Source organism: Nocardia sp. NRRL S-836, from assembly GCF_001279525.1.
Classification (GTDB): Bacteria; Actinomycetota; Actinomycetes; order Mycobacteriales; family Pseudonocardiaceae; genus Lentzea.
The window spans coordinates 1-12,779 of sequence record NZ_LGDY01000099.1 but is presented as its reverse complement, the minus strand read 5'-3'; the positions used below and the strand labels follow the sequence as shown (position 1 = coordinate 12,779).

The 12,779-nt window shown below is 70.3% G+C and carries 13 protein-coding genes; 11 read left to right on the top strand and 2 right to left on the bottom strand.

Annotation, left to right across the window (positions count from 1 at the left end):
- The first annotated feature begins 44 nt into the window (after positions 1-44).
- The 5 genes from ADL03_RS19475 to ADL03_RS19455 all read left to right on the top strand — a co-directional run bounded on the left by ADL03_RS19475 (position 45) and on the right by ADL03_RS19455 (position 4,323).
- Positions 45-962, top strand: a complete 918-nt coding sequence (locus ADL03_RS19475; protein ID WP_053734924.1) for an N-acetylglucosamine kinase — start codon at positions 45-47, stop codon at positions 960-962.
- Positions 963-1,194: 232 nt separating this feature from the next.
- Positions 1,195-1,545: a hypothetical protein gene (locus ADL03_RS19470; protein ID WP_053734923.1), complete on the top strand. Its 351-nt coding sequence runs from the start codon at positions 1,195-1,197 to the stop codon at positions 1,543-1,545.
- Positions 1,545-1,871, top strand: a complete 327-nt coding sequence (locus tag ADL03_RS19465; protein ID WP_053734922.1) for a hypothetical protein — start codon at positions 1,545-1,547, stop codon at positions 1,869-1,871. Before ADL03_RS19470 ends, ADL03_RS19465 begins: the two co-directional genes overlap by 1 nt.
- Positions 1,868-3,148, top strand: a complete 1,281-nt coding sequence (locus ADL03_RS19460) for a hypothetical protein (protein WP_053734921.1) — start codon at positions 1,868-1,870, stop codon at positions 3,146-3,148. Before ADL03_RS19465 ends, ADL03_RS19460 begins: the two co-directional genes overlap by 4 nt.
- Complete coding sequence (locus ADL03_RS19455) at positions 3,145-4,323, top strand: hypothetical protein (protein ID WP_053734920.1); 1,179 nt, start codon at positions 3,145-3,147, stop codon at positions 4,321-4,323. Before ADL03_RS19460 ends, ADL03_RS19455 begins: the two co-directional genes overlap by 4 nt.
- 1 nt (position 4,324) lies before the next feature.
- Here ADL03_RS19455 and ADL03_RS19450 read toward each other — a convergent pair whose 3' ends face one another.
- Positions 4,325-4,969 (bottom strand): DUF3159 domain-containing protein, encoded by a 645-nt coding sequence (locus ADL03_RS19450; protein ID WP_053734919.1) that lies wholly within the window; start codon positions 4,967-4,969, stop codon positions 4,325-4,327.
- A gap of 126 nt (positions 4,970-5,095) precedes the next feature.
- Here ADL03_RS19450 and ADL03_RS19445 point away from each other — a divergent pair, with 126 nt between their 5' ends.
- The 6 genes from ADL03_RS19445 (at position 5,096) to ADL03_RS19420 (ending at position 12,226) form a co-directional block, all read left to right on the top strand.
- The gene (locus ADL03_RS19445; RefSeq protein WP_053734918.1) at positions 5,096-6,307 is read left to right on the top strand and encodes an ROK family protein; all 1,212 of its coding nucleotides are present in this window, start codon (positions 5,096-5,098) and stop codon (positions 6,305-6,307) included.
- Between the two features lie 16 nt (positions 6,308-6,323).
- A complete protein-coding gene (locus ADL03_RS19440) occupies positions 6,324-7,655 on the top strand; it encodes an ABC transporter substrate-binding protein (protein ID WP_053734917.1) in 1,332 nt (443 codons plus the stop codon).
- 12 nt (positions 7,656-7,667) lie between these two features.
- Positions 7,668-8,642, top strand: a complete 975-nt coding sequence (locus ADL03_RS19435) for a carbohydrate ABC transporter permease (RefSeq protein WP_053734916.1) — start codon at positions 7,668-7,670, stop codon at positions 8,640-8,642.
- Positions 8,639-9,532: a carbohydrate ABC transporter permease gene (locus tag ADL03_RS19430; RefSeq protein ID WP_053734915.1), complete on the top strand. Its 894-nt coding sequence runs from the start codon at positions 8,639-8,641 to the stop codon at positions 9,530-9,532. The genes ADL03_RS19435 and ADL03_RS19430 overlap by 4 nt, the downstream gene beginning before the upstream one ends.
- 400 nt (positions 9,533-9,932) lie before the next feature.
- Complete coding sequence (locus ADL03_RS19425; RefSeq protein WP_053734914.1) at positions 9,933-11,201, top strand: 6-phospho-beta-glucosidase; 1,269 nt, start codon at positions 9,933-9,935, stop codon at positions 11,199-11,201.
- Positions 11,202-11,206: 5 nt separating this feature from the next.
- Positions 11,207-12,226: an N-acetylglucosamine kinase gene (locus ADL03_RS19420; RefSeq protein ID WP_053734991.1), complete on the top strand. Its 1,020-nt coding sequence runs from the start codon at positions 11,207-11,209 to the stop codon at positions 12,224-12,226.
- 251 nt (positions 12,227-12,477) lie between these two features.
- Here ADL03_RS19420 and ADL03_RS47185 read toward each other — a convergent pair whose 3' ends face one another.
- Positions 12,478-12,687, bottom strand: a complete 210-nt coding sequence (locus ADL03_RS47185) for a hypothetical protein (protein ID WP_157528948.1) — start codon at positions 12,685-12,687, stop codon at positions 12,478-12,480.
- Positions 12,688-12,779: the final 92 nt, after the last annotated feature.

Below are 12,779 nucleotides of genomic sequence, written 5' to 3'. Positions count from 1 at the left end.
TGGGCGTGCCCCGGTGTCCGCTCGTCTCGGCATACTCGGTCGTTATGGATCTGGTGGTCGGTCTGGACGCCGGTGGCACGTCCACCAGGGCATTGGTGCTCGACCTCGACGGCACCCGGCTGGGCCAGGGCCTCGCGGGCGGCGCGAACCCGAACTCGCACCCGCCCTCGGTCGCGGCCGCCCACATCGGCGAGGCGCTCGCGGAAGCCCTGGACGGCCTCGACTCCCGGCGCGTCCGCTCCGGCGTCCTGGGCATGGCCGGCGCATCGCGGATGTCCGATCCCGCGGTGTCGGCGCTGTTCCTCCAGGCCTGGGAACACGCGGGCCTGCACTGCCCGATGCGCGTGGTCACCGACTGCGAGGCCGCGTTCGCCACCGGCACCTCGTCACCGGACGGCACGGTCCTGGTGGCGGGCACCGGTTCCATCGCCGGGCGGATCGCGGGCCACCGCATGGTCGGCCAGTCCGGCGGCTACGGCTGGCTGATCGGCGACGAGGGCTCGGCGTTCTGGCTGGGCCGAGAGGCGGTCAGGGCCACTTTGAGGCTTCTGGAGCTGGACGCGCCGTTGGAGGGGCTCGCCACCGCCGTGCTGACGACGGCCGGTGTGCGCGGACGTGGCGCGTTGATCTCGGCGGTGAACGCCGACCCGCCGATCGCCCTGGCCCGCTTCGCCCCGCTGGTCACCGCCGCCTACCACCACGGCGACCCGGCGGCGCTGTCGATCGTGGCGTCGGCGGCCCGGCTGCTGGCGGACACGGCGGCCGCGGTGCGCACACCGGCCGACACGACCCCGATCGTGCTGGTGGGCAGCCTGATCAAGACGCCGGTCGGCGTGCACCTGAAGCAGGAGCTGCTGTCTCGGTGTGACGCTCAGGTGATCATGGCGACCGAGGGGGCGGCGGGAGCGGCCTGGCTGGCGGCCGTCGACGTCCTCGGCCCGGACGCACCCCGGCCCGTTTAGCGGATTGCCAGGCGCTTCTCCGTCGCTCTCGGTAGCGTCCCCGTCACGCAAGCGCAAGGGGGGACCATGACCGATCCGCACCAGCTGATCACGGACTACGAGCAGCGCACCGCCGCCCTGCTCGAACGGGCGGAAGAAGCGAAGTCGCAGATCGCGAACCTGGCAGGCACGGCGTCGAGCTCCGACGGCGCCGTGACGGTGAGCGTGAGCGCGGGGGGCGCGCTGCTCAGCCTTGTCGTTCGGCCCGAAGGCCGACGAGCTGCCCAGGGAACGCCTGGCGGCCCTGGTGCTGACCACGGCCAAACGCGCGCAGGCCCAGGCCGTCGGGCAGATCGCCACCATCATGGCGCCGGTGGCCGGGGAGAACAGCGAGGCCATGCGGTTCGTGCAGTCGCAGATCCCGCGCATCGACGTGCCTGCGGAGAACGACTTGCCGCCGGCGCCGCAGTTCGTGGTGAACGAGGAGCAGCAGGACGCGGCCGCGCCCCAGCCGCCCGCGCCGCGGCCGGTGCGGCGGGCTGTTGAGGACGACGACACGGACTTCGACCAGCGCAGCCTGTTCAAGCGGGAAGGTGGCTGGTGATGGCCGGGTTCGGGATCGACCTCCAGATCCTGGAGGTGCACGAACGGGAGCTCAGGGCACTTCTCGCCGGGCTCCCGGACGCCAAGGCCGCGGGCGCCGACAACGTCGGGAACCTGGAGGCGTGGGGGCTCGCCGGGCAGGCCTTCGCCCTGCTCATGAACAACTGGACCGGCGAGGCGAGCAACTACGTCGACGCGGTCAAGGAGGCCGGTGACACGCTGATCGAGCGGTTCGCCGCGATGTGCGAGGCCTACGCCGACCAGGACGAGGCGATGGCACAGGTGTTCCAGAAGCTGCGCGAGAGCCTGGACGGGGGCGCACCGTGAGCGAGGACGGACCGAAGAACATCGGCGAGCTCAACCCGCTCGACGCGACCCGTGAGCCGGAGTCCGACGGCGTCGAGGTCTTCTCCAACTTCGACAGCGCGACGCAGGCGTGGGACGCGGCGGGCATCTTCAGCAGCTCGGCGAACCTGGTCCACGACGGCATCAAGGGCGACTGGACGGCCGTTCTGGGCGACCTGGCCGGGTTCGGCATGGACCTGCTCGGGTTCGTCACGAACCCGCTCGGCAGCCTGCTGTCCGCGGGCATCGGCTGGCTGATCGAGCACATCGCGTTCATCAAGGAGGCGCTCGACTTCGTGGCCGGTGACCCGGACGGGGTCAACGCGATCGCCTCGACGTGGAGCAACATCGCCCAGCGCATGCAGGAGACCGCCGACCGGTACACCGGCACGCTCGAAGCGCTGGCCGGTGCGCAGGGCGCGGCCGTCGACGGCTACCGCAAGGCCGTGCAGGACTTCTCGAACGTCGTGGCCGGCGGTGCGAGCCACGCGACCTCCGCCGCCAGGGCGATGACCGTGGCGGCGTCCGCGGTGGGTGTGGTCCGCGGAGCGATCCGGGACGCCATCGCGACGTTCGTGTCGAACGCGATCATCAAGTTCTTCGCGGCGTCCGCGCTGGCACCGGTCACCTTCGGCGCCTCGGAAGCGGCGTTCATCGCGGACACCGTCGCCCAGGGCGCGATCACGGCGGGCAAGAACGCGAAGAAGGTCAGCAAGGTCGTCAAACAGCTCGAAAAGGTCTCCGACGAGGCCAAGCACTCGCGGGACATGCTCAAGGGCACCACCAGGAACCTGAAGAAGACGGTCACCGACTACAACCGGGACGCCGCCAAGCACGCGAACAAGGCGTTGCACACGGTCAAGCAGGCACAGGCCGGCAAGCTCGACGCGAGCGACGCGAAGCGGTTGAAGGAGCTCGGCGAACAGGGCGACAAGCTCAAGGGCGACCGGAAGGAAGCGATCGGCTCGCTGGCCGGCACCCGGACGGACAACCTCCGCGAACGCATCGGCACCGACCACCCTCGCCTGGACAGCGCCGTCGACCAGCTCGAACGTGAGGTGGGGCCCACGGCGCTGCCGAAGTACCCGAAGATCCTCGGCAACGCGGCGGTCCAGGAGTGGAGCGACCAGACCCACCGCGAGGCGGACGCCCAGGTCAAGCAGGACGAGAAGGACGATGCCTGGCGCAGGTACTGGGAGGAGCAGCGCCACAACGCCGGTGGGACCGGTTCGTTCAAACGCCTGGAAGGCGACCTGTGATCGAGGTGGTCGCACGAAGAGCGGCCGGGGTGGCGCTGATCGTCCTGGCCGCCCTGGTCCCGATCGTCACCGCCGCGTGGCTGTCGGCGTGGGAGAACGACCTCGCCGGGAGGAGGTCGGTCGAGCCGCTCGGGGTCGCGGACATCGCGGTCGCCGGCACCCTGCTCTGGGGGATCGTCCTGGCCGGCCTGTGGTGGCACCGGCGACGGATGACGATGTGGCCGGTCTGGTCCCGGTGGGCCTCGGTCACCGGCCTGTTCGCCGCGTTGTCCGAGTCCCTGCGGCTCACGACCGTTCACGCGAAGCCCCTCGCCCTGCTGCTGTGGGCAGGCCTGGTCGTGGTGTGCTGGGCGCTGGGCGAGGTGGTGCGGCTGGTCACGACCCGTCCGGTCACCGCCGGGCTGATGGCCTCGGGGCTGGAGATCCCGTTCCCCACCCGCGAGCTGAGGGCGCGGCTCTGCGTCAGAGCGGACCGGCTCGTCCTGGACAGCCTCGCGTCACGGCGCAAGCGCTCGCGTGACGTGGTGGCGGTGCCGTGGACGGCGCTGCGGTCGATCGCGCTGGTCGAGGTCGAGCAGGAGACGGTCTGCCAGGTGCTGGTGTTCTCGAACCGGCTCGACGCGAGGGCACGTGAGTTCGACGTGCGGCCGGGTCCGGCGCTGCACGTCGTCGGCACGGCCCGCGAGCTGCTGATCCCGGTCAGCGCCGAGGTGGGACGAACGGTGCTGACCGCGGTCAAGGTCCGATCAGCGGGTGCCGAGTCGCACGAGACGCTCACCGAGGACGACTGGTCGCGTGCCACCGGTGTCCGCCGGGGAAGCCGGCCGAAGGAGTCCCACCCGACCGACAAGAGGCCGTACGTCCTCGGGGTCGTCGGGACCTTCCTGCTCATGCCGCTGGTCATGCTCTGCGGAACGGCGCTGTCGCGCCTCACCGGTTCCAGGCGGATGCAGGAGCAGTTCAAGGTGTTCGACGGGAGGGTCGACCCGGTCTGGATCGCAACGCTCGGCGTCGGCTCGGTCGTCTTCCTGTACCTGCTGAACCGCTACGTGATCAGGGCGTTCCTGGAGTTCATGGCGTTCCAGAACTACATCGAGGCCTTCCCCGAACCGCCTCCCCCACCGCCCAGGACCGGCACCGTCCCCGGCTCCGGCAAAAAGGGCAAGAAGCGCTGACCTAAGCCTCGGACGGCACCTGCGGGTGCCGGAACCCGGGATGACCCGCGGGCAGCGCCTTGCGCAGCACCCACCCCGACACCAGGACGCAGACGATCTGCAACGGCCACGAGAGCGCCGCGCGCAGCGTGGCCAGCCAGAACACCTGGGCGTCGAGCCACAGTGGGGTGAACACGGCGACGCGCAGCACGTACTGCGCGACCCACGGCCACGAGGCGATGGAGTAGGCGCGCAGGAGGGCGGGGTCGCGGCGCCATCGGGTTTTCTGGCCGAGGAGGGTTCCCACCACCACGCCGAGCAACGGCCAGCGGACCGCTATCGAGGCGGCCCAGGCCAGGGCGGAGGCCACGTTGGAGAGCAGCTGGATGAGGAAGAAGTCCTCGACGCGGCCCGTGTAGAGGGCGATCAGGGCCGCGGCCACGACCAGGAGCACGGACAGGACCACCGCGCGGGGTTTTTCGCCGCGGACGAAGCGGACCGCGCCGATCACGACGCCGCAGAGGACGGCGGCGATGGCGCCCGCGCCGATCGAGTGGCCCCACAGCAGCCAGCCCGCCACGAACGCCAGCGGGGGCAGGGAGGCGTCGAGGGCGCCGCCTCGGCCTCCGAGCAGTGATGCGAGCGACTCCTGGCGCACGTCGGTCATGGTTCCAGACTGCCTTAGGTGAGCCTAAGTCAGGTAACGGAGCTGTATCGGGGATTGACCACGGTGAACCAGGTCACTACCGTCTGCGGAAATCGTCTGGAAAGTTAACAGACAGGAGCGGACCTAATGCGTGCCGGAAGCCCACGACTGCTGCGGGAGATCAACGACCGCGCAGCCATCGAGGCTCTGCTGCGCAACGGGCCGCTGACCAGGTCGGAGTTGGAAGGCCTGATCGGTCTCTCCAAGCCGGCGACCGCACAGCTGCTCACCCGGCTGGAGGCCGGCGACACCGTGGTCCGCAACGGGCTGCGAGGTGGCGGGCGTGGGCCGCGGGCCCAGCTGTGGTCGGTCAACGGGACCCTCGCGCACATCGCCGCCGTCGACCTCACCCCCGAGACGGTCGACATCGCCATCGCGGACATCTCCGGTGCCGTGCTCACCGAGCACAAGGCGCCGATGCCCGCGAAGCACGGTGTGCTCGAGGCGTTCACCAGCGCGGTCGGCAAGGCGTGCGCGCAGGCCGGCCTGGGTCCCGAGGAGCTGTTGCACGTCGTGGTGGGCTGTCCCGGCGCGGTGAATCCCGCCAACGGCGAGCTCGCCTACGCACCGCACCTGCCCGGCTGGAACGGCTTCGACGTGCCCGGCCGGTTGCGCGAGCGGCTCGGGACGTCGGTGAGCGTCGAGAACGACGTCAACCTCGTCGCGCTGGAGGAGATGGTCGCCGGGCGGGCCACCGAGGTGAGCGACTTCGTCGTCATCTGGCCCGCCGACCTCGTCGGTGCCGCCGTCGTCATCAACGGGGTGCTGCTGCGCGGCGCCTCCGGTGGCGCGGGCGAGATCGACGGGCTGATGATCCCCGACCGGGCGGCCGCGGACACCGGCACGGGTCGCGCCGGCGGCACGTTCGGCGAGCTGCTCAGCAACGCTGCGATCTGCCGGCTCGCGAGTGCCCACGGGCTCGCCGCGCGCAACGGTCACGGTGCCGTGCGCAAGGCGCTGGCCGCGGGTCCCGCAGGCCGCGAGTTCGTGGTCGATCTCGCCAGGCGCATCGCCACGGGCGTGGCCAGCGTCGTGGCGGTGCTCGACCCGGAGCTCATCCTGCTGTCCGGCGACATCGCCCAGGCAGGCGGAAACACGCTGAACGATCTCGTTGCCGCGGAACTGCGGCAACTGGTGGTGCCCAGGACGCCCGTCCGGCTGGCCACCGTGACCGGGAAGCCGGTGCGTTCCGGCGCACTGCACTCGGCACTGGCCTTCGCGCGCGAGCAGGTGTTCGGCCTGCCGGCAGCCACCACCGCTCCATTCCGCGGCCCTGTGGTCGCCGGGTCCCCACGTTGATCGAGAAGGAGTGCACATGCGCAAGCACACCCGTGCTGCCCTGCTGTGCGTCGCCGCAGCGCTGACCCTGACCGCATGTGCGGCGGGCAAGGGCGGCGGGAACGCCGGCTCCGACGGTGCCGCCGCGGCACCGGGCAAGGACGACAAGCTCACCCTCACGGTCTGGAGCAACTACTCCGACCGCGAGTACGAAGAGGTCACCAAGGCCCTCAAGACGTTCACCAAGAAGTTCCCGAACATCGAGGTCAAGCACGAGGGCTCGCAGGACGACGACAAGATCACCGCGGGCATCCGGTCGGGCAACACCCCGGACGTCGCGCTGTCGTTCACCACCGACAACATCGGCCAGTTCTGCTCCTCCGGCGCGTTCCAGCCGCTGAAGGCCTACATCGACCGCGACAAGGTCGACCTGGGCCAGATCTCCCCCGCGGTCCGCGAGTACACCGAGTACAAGGGCAACCGCTGCGCGATGCCCATGCTCACCGACGTCTACGCCATGTACTACAACACCGGCATGATGGCGGAGGCCGGTGTCGCGGCCCCGCCGAAGACGCTGGACGAGCTGTTCGAAGCCGCCAAGAAGATGACCAAGAAGGCGCCGAACGGCGACATCGAGGTCGCGGGCTACCTGCCCACCATGGGCTTCTACGCCAACCGCCCGACCATCCTGGCGCCGTCGTTCGGCGCCGAGTGGGAGAAGGACGGCAAGTCGGCGCTCGCCACCTCCCCCGGCTTCACCGAGATGATGACGTTCCAGAAGAAGCTCGTCGACTTCTACGGCTACGACGCGCTGGAGCGGTTCCGCGCCGGTCTGGGCCAGGAGTACTCGGCCGACCACGCGTTCCACCAGGGCAAGGTCGGCATCATGATGGACGGCGAGTACCGCACCGCGTTCCTCAAGGCCCAGGCGCCGCAGATCAAGTTCGGCACGGCCCCGTTCCCGACGTGGAAGCCGGCCGACTACGGCACCGCCTTCACCACCGGCACGATCATGGGCATCCCCAAGGGCGCCAAGAACCCCGGCGCCGCGTGGGAGCTGATCAAGCACCTGTCGTTCGACACCGACACGATCGTCGACCTGTCCAACGCCATCAAGAACGTGCCCAGCACCAAGGCCGCCATGGACAGCCCGAAGCTCGAGGTGGACGAGCAGTTCAAGACGTTCATCGAGCTGGCCAAGAGCGACAAGCTCAAGGGCAACCCCGTCACCCCGATCGGTGACGCGCACATCAAGGCGGTGACCGACTTCGCGGTGTCCTACACCTCCGGCAAGGTCGCCGACCTCCAGGCAGGCCTCAAGGAAGTCGACAAGAACATCGACGACCAGGTCGCCAAGAGCGGCAAGTAAGGGACTCCCGCGATGACCGCCACGCTCGGCGCCCGTCCCGCCCCCGGCAGGGGGCGGGCACGTGCCCGCCACCGTCTCGCCGTGCTCGGGTTCATGGCCCCGGCACTCATCGGCTTCATCCTGTTCTTCGGCTACCCGCTGGTCGCCACGGTCGTCTTCTCGTTCACGAAGTACGACCTGATCAACCCGCCGGAGTTCAACGGCCTCGACAACTACACGTACATGTTCAAAGATCCCTTGCTCATCAAGGCGATCACGAACACGCTGTGGTTCGTCCTGGTGCTCACGATCGCGCGCACGGTGTTCGCGCTGGGCGTGGCGTCGGTCATCGCTCGCCTCAAGTCGGGCGTCGGCCTGATCCGCACGCTCTGCTACCTGCCGTCGCTGGCACCGCCGGTGGCCGCCACACTCGTGTTCTTCATGGTGTTGCGCCCCAACGGCGGCCCGGTGGACAGCCTGCTCGGGTTCTTCGGGCTCGACTCGCCGCTGTGGTTCTCCGACCCGGCGTGGGCCAAGCCCGGCATCACCGCGATCATGCTGTGGATCTCCGGCGACCTGATGATCATCATCCTGGCCGCGATCCTCGACGTGCCGCAGGAGCAGTACGAGGCCGCCGAGCTCGACGGCGCCGGCCCGATCCGGCGCTGGTGGCACGTCACGCTGCCGACGATCTCGCCGGTGCTGCTCTTCGGCATCGTGAACTCGGTGATCCTCGCGCTGCAGCTCTTCACCCAGGCGGTCGTCGCGGGGTCGGCCGGCTCGGGAGCGGCGGACGCGACCGGATCGACCAAGTACCTCGGTTTCCCGGACAACTCCACGCTGACGTTCCCGGTCTACCTGTACACGCAAGGCTTCCGCTACTTCGACATGGGCTACGCGGCCGCGATGGCCACCGTCCTGTTCATCATCTCGTTCGCCGTGACCATCGTGCTGGTCCAGCGGATGCGCAAGAACTCCAGCGCCGAGGAAGGGGGTCCGGGAGCATGACCGCCACACTGGCCAAACCGCCGGTCGACATCACCTCGGAACCGGAGCAGCCGCGCAGGCAGCGCAACATCGGCGGCATCCTGAACTGGGTCGCCACCCACGCCATCGGCCTCGCGCTCGGCCTGATGTTCGCCACACCCGTCGTGTTCGTGTTCCTCACGGCGGTGATGTCGGACAACCAGGCGTTCACCGCCGACCTGTGGCCGCGCGAATGGCACTGGGAGAACTTCGTCGAGGTCTTCGACAAGGCCCCGCTGCTGCAGTACCTGGTCAACAGCCTCACCTACTCGCTGCTCGCGACCGCCGGCATGCTGATCTCGTCGATCCCGGCCGCCTACGCGCTCGCGAAGCTGCAGTGGCGCGGCCGGAACGTGGCCTTCATCCTGGTCATCGGCGCGATGATGCTGCCGCCGCAGGTCGTGGCCGTCCCGCTGTACGACACGTGGTCGTCGCTGGGCCTGACGGGCACGCTGTGGCCGTTGATCGTGCCGTACTTCCTGTTCGACGCGTTCAGCATCTTCCTGCTGCGCCAGTTCATGCTCACCATCCCGCAGTCCTACGTGGACGCGGCGAGGGTGGACGGCTGTTCGGAGTTCCAGGCGCTGGTGCGGATCATCGTGCCGATGGCCAAGCCGGGCATCGCGGCCACCGCGCTGTTCTGCTTCCTCTTCACCTGGAACGACTACTTCGGCCCGTTGCTCTACACCGGCGAGGTCAAGGACCAGTGGACGTTGTCGCTGGCGCTGGCGACGTTCAAGGGCATGCACATCGTGCAGTGGAACTCGTCGATGGCGGTGACGTTCCTGACGATGATCCCGGCCGTCGTCCTCTTCGTCTTCGCCCAGAAGTCGTTCGTCAAGGGAATCACGTTCACAGGAGTCAAGGGGTGACCTCCTCTCGCTCGTGCACGACGAGATTCCCGCGGCTCGCGCCGCAGGGTTTCTGCTTCCTCGCCGACCGCCTGGGCGTGTGCTCGGGCGACTTCAACGCGGGCCCCGGCCCGGTTGCTGTTGTCCTTCTGCTTGCGGCACAGGGCTCTTCTGGCGAGCGTCAGTGCACCGGCGCGCGACAGCTCCGCAGCCTGTGCCCCGGTCGGATGGAAGCAGTACCGAAAAGCCCGCTGCACCTGCCCGTTCACCGTGCACCGGCTACCAGGCCGCTGTGCGCTCCCCCGTGGGTGGGGAGCGGACGCCACAGCTCGTGGACGGCGAACCGGCGATCCATGCCCTGTTCCGCAGGGACCCGTTTCCTCCCCGCTCCGCCGGACGGGGTCTCCTCGAAGGACTGCACATGAAACTCACCGTCGTCGGTGGCGGGTCCACCTACACACCCGAGCTGATCGACGGCATCGCCGGCCGTCGCACCAGCCTGGCGGTGGACGAGATCGTCCTCGTGGACCCGGACGAGCACCGCCTCGGCATCGTCGGTCCGTTCAGCCAGCGCCTGCTGCAGCACGCGGGGCACCCGGCGAAGGTCCGCACCACCACGTCGCTCGAAGAGGGCGTCGACGGGGCGTCCGCGGTGCTGCTGCAGTTGCGCGTGGGCGGGCAGAAGGCCCGCGCGTCGGACGAGACGTTCCCGCTCGCCTGCGGGTGCGTCGGCCAGGAGACCACCGGCGCGGGAGGCCTCGCGAAGGCCCTGCGGACCGTGCCGGTGGTCCTGGACATCGCGGAGCGGGTTCGTCAGCTCGCGGGGCCGGACACGTGGATCGTGAACTTCACGAACCCGGTCGGCATCGTGACGCGGGCGCTGCTGCAGGCCGGGCACAAGGCGATCGGGCTGTGCAACGTGGCGATCACGTTCCAGCGCTGGACCGCCGGGCTGCTGGGCGTCGACCCGTCCACCGTGGAGCTGGAGCACGTCGGCCTGAACCACCTCACGTGGGAACGCGGCGTGCACGTCGACGGGGTGGACCGGCTGCCGGAGCTGCTGGCCGACCACGTCGAGGGGCTGGCCGAGCACATCGGCATCGACGGCGCGTTGATGCGGCGGCTGAACATGGTGCCGTCGTACTACCTGAACTACTTCTACAACCACGACGCCGTTGTGCAGAAGCAGCTCACCTCGCCGCCGCGGGCCGAGGTCGTCGCGACGGTCGAGAAGGAGCTGCTGGACATCTACGGCGACCCGTCGGTCGTGACGAAGCCGGAGCAGCTCTCGCAGCGCGGTGGCGCGTACTACTCGGAGGCGGCGGTGCAGCTGGTGCACGCGCTGACCGGGGGTGCGGGTGCCGAGAAGCACGTGGTGAACGTGCTGAACCGGGGCACGCTGCCGTTCCTGCCCGACGACGCCGTGATCGAGGTGTCGTCCACTGTGGACGCGAACGGTGGCGTGCCGCTGCCGGTGCGGCCGGTGGAGCCGACGATCTCCGGTCTGATCTCGCACGTGACCGCCTACGAGCACCTGGCGCTGGAGGCCGCGATCCACGGTGGTCGCGACCGCGTGGCGAACGCACTGCTCGCCCACCCGCTGATCGGCCAGCACGCCATCGCGGACCAGCTGGCCGACGAGCTGATCGCGCAGAACCGCGACCTGCTGCCGTGGGTGAAGGGAGCCTGACGACGATGACGGACCGGGTGCTCGCCATCGACGGCGGGAACAGCAAGACCGCTGTGCTGCTGGTCGACGCGGACGGCAAGGTGCTCGCGCAGGTGCGCGGGCCCGGTGCGCCGCCGCAGACCGTCGGCATGAAGCGCGGACTCGACGTGTTCGAGGGACTGGCACGCGAGGCCGCGGCGCAGGCGGGGCTGTCCCCCGACGAGCCGATCGCCACGCACACGGCCGCCTACCTCGCGGGGGCGGACCTGCCCCGTGAGGAGGAGGACCTGACGCGGGCGATCACCGAGCGCGGCTGGTCTCCCTCCGTCGTCGTCGGCAACGACACGTTCGCGTTGCTGCGGGCGGGAACGACGTCCGGTGTGGGGGTCGCGGTGGTGTGCGGTGCCGGTATCAACGCCGTGGGCGTTGCGGCGGACGGCCGCACGCACCGGTTCCCCGCGCTGGGGCAGATCTCCGGCGACTGGGGCGGTGGCGGCCACATCGGCGAGCAGGCGCTGTGGCTGGCGGTGCGCGCCGAGGACGGTCGTGGCGCTCCCACGGAGCTGCTGCCGGCGTTGCTGGCGCACTACGGCGAGACGTCGATCCTCGACGTGGTGGAGAAGCTGCACTTCGAGGAGGTGCGGTTCGACCCGCACGCGCTCAGCCCGATCCTGTTCGAGGTGGCCGGCCGCGGTGACGCCGTCGCGCAGTCGGTCGTGGACCGGCTGGTCGAGGAGGTCGTGCTGCTGTCCACGGTGTCGTTGCGCAAGCTGGACCTGCTCGGCGAGCCCGTCGACGTGGTGCTCGGCGGCGGGGTGATGACCGGTACCGGCGAGACCGTGCTCGGGCCGGTGCGCGAGCGGGTGCTCGACGTGGCGCCGCTGGCCCAGGTGCGGGTGGTCGACCTGCCACCGGTCGTGGGCGCGGCGTTGCTGGGGCTCGACACCATCGGTGCCTCGCCGGGCGCGGAGCTGAGGCTGCGCTCGGCCTACGACGACCACCTGCCGGCCGTGGACTCCACCGTGGGGGTAGCGGCCGGCGGGTGAGCCGAAGACCCCGTCTCAGGGGGTGGATCGGCGGCGGCGCCCCCTGAGACGGTCCCAGCCCCACTGCCGGGGGCAGAACGGCGGCGGTGCCCCCGGCAGTGGTCCCAGCCCCTTTCCGAGGGGGAGCCGAACGGCGGCGGGGTTCCCCCTCGGAAAGGCCTCAGGACGACCCCCGCAGCGATGTCACGCGCCGACGTCGCTGCGGGGGTTTTCCGCGTCTGGGCAACGGCTGTGCGGCGCCGTCGGCGGCCTCAGCGGCGGAGGGCGGGGTGGTCGGGCACCGGCGGCACGACCGGCAGCGCGGGCAGCGACACCGGGGGCACCGCCGCCGGGGTGGTCGCGCGGGACGAGGGGGCGTGCGGGCGCACGACCGGGTTCGAGTGCGGCGGCGGGGTCGTGGGGTGGCGGGAGACCGTGCGGGGGGCGATCTTCACCGCGGACGGCGCCGGGGTGGACTCCATCGGCGGATGGTTGCCCCCGGGGGGGGGGGGCCCCGGCGCCGCCGGGGGGGGGGGGGGGGGGGGGGGGGGGGGGGCCGGGGGGTGGGCAGCGG

Coding starts and splice junctions, on each gene's coding strand:
- ADL03_RS19475 (WP_053734924.1), top strand. CDS start 45: ATGGATCTGGTGGTCGGTCTGGACGCCGGTGGCACGTCCACCAGGGCA.
- ADL03_RS19465 (WP_053734922.1), top strand. CDS start 1,545: ATGGCCGGGTTCGGGATCGACCTCCAGATCCTGGAGGTGCACGAACGG.
- ADL03_RS19450 (WP_053734919.1), bottom strand. CDS start 4,969: ATGACCGACGTGCGCCAGGAGTCGCTCGCATCACTGCTCGGAGGCCGA.
- ADL03_RS19445 (WP_053734918.1), top strand. CDS start 5,096: ATGCGTGCCGGAAGCCCACGACTGCTGCGGGAGATCAACGACCGCGCA.
- ADL03_RS19440 (WP_053734917.1), top strand. CDS start 6,324: ATGCGCAAGCACACCCGTGCTGCCCTGCTGTGCGTCGCCGCAGCGCTG.
- ADL03_RS19435 (WP_053734916.1), top strand. CDS start 7,668: ATGACCGCCACGCTCGGCGCCCGTCCCGCCCCCGGCAGGGGGCGGGCA.
- ADL03_RS19430 (WP_053734915.1), top strand. CDS start 8,639: ATGACCGCCACACTGGCCAAACCGCCGGTCGACATCACCTCGGAACCG.
- ADL03_RS19425 (WP_053734914.1), top strand. CDS start 9,933: ATGAAACTCACCGTCGTCGGTGGCGGGTCCACCTACACACCCGAGCTG.
- ADL03_RS19420 (WP_053734991.1), top strand. CDS start 11,207: ATGACGGACCGGGTGCTCGCCATCGACGGCGGGAACAGCAAGACCGCT.
- ADL03_RS47185 (WP_157528948.1), bottom strand. CDS start 12,687: ATGGAGTCCACCCCGGCGCCGTCCGCGGTGAAGATCGCCCCCCGCACG.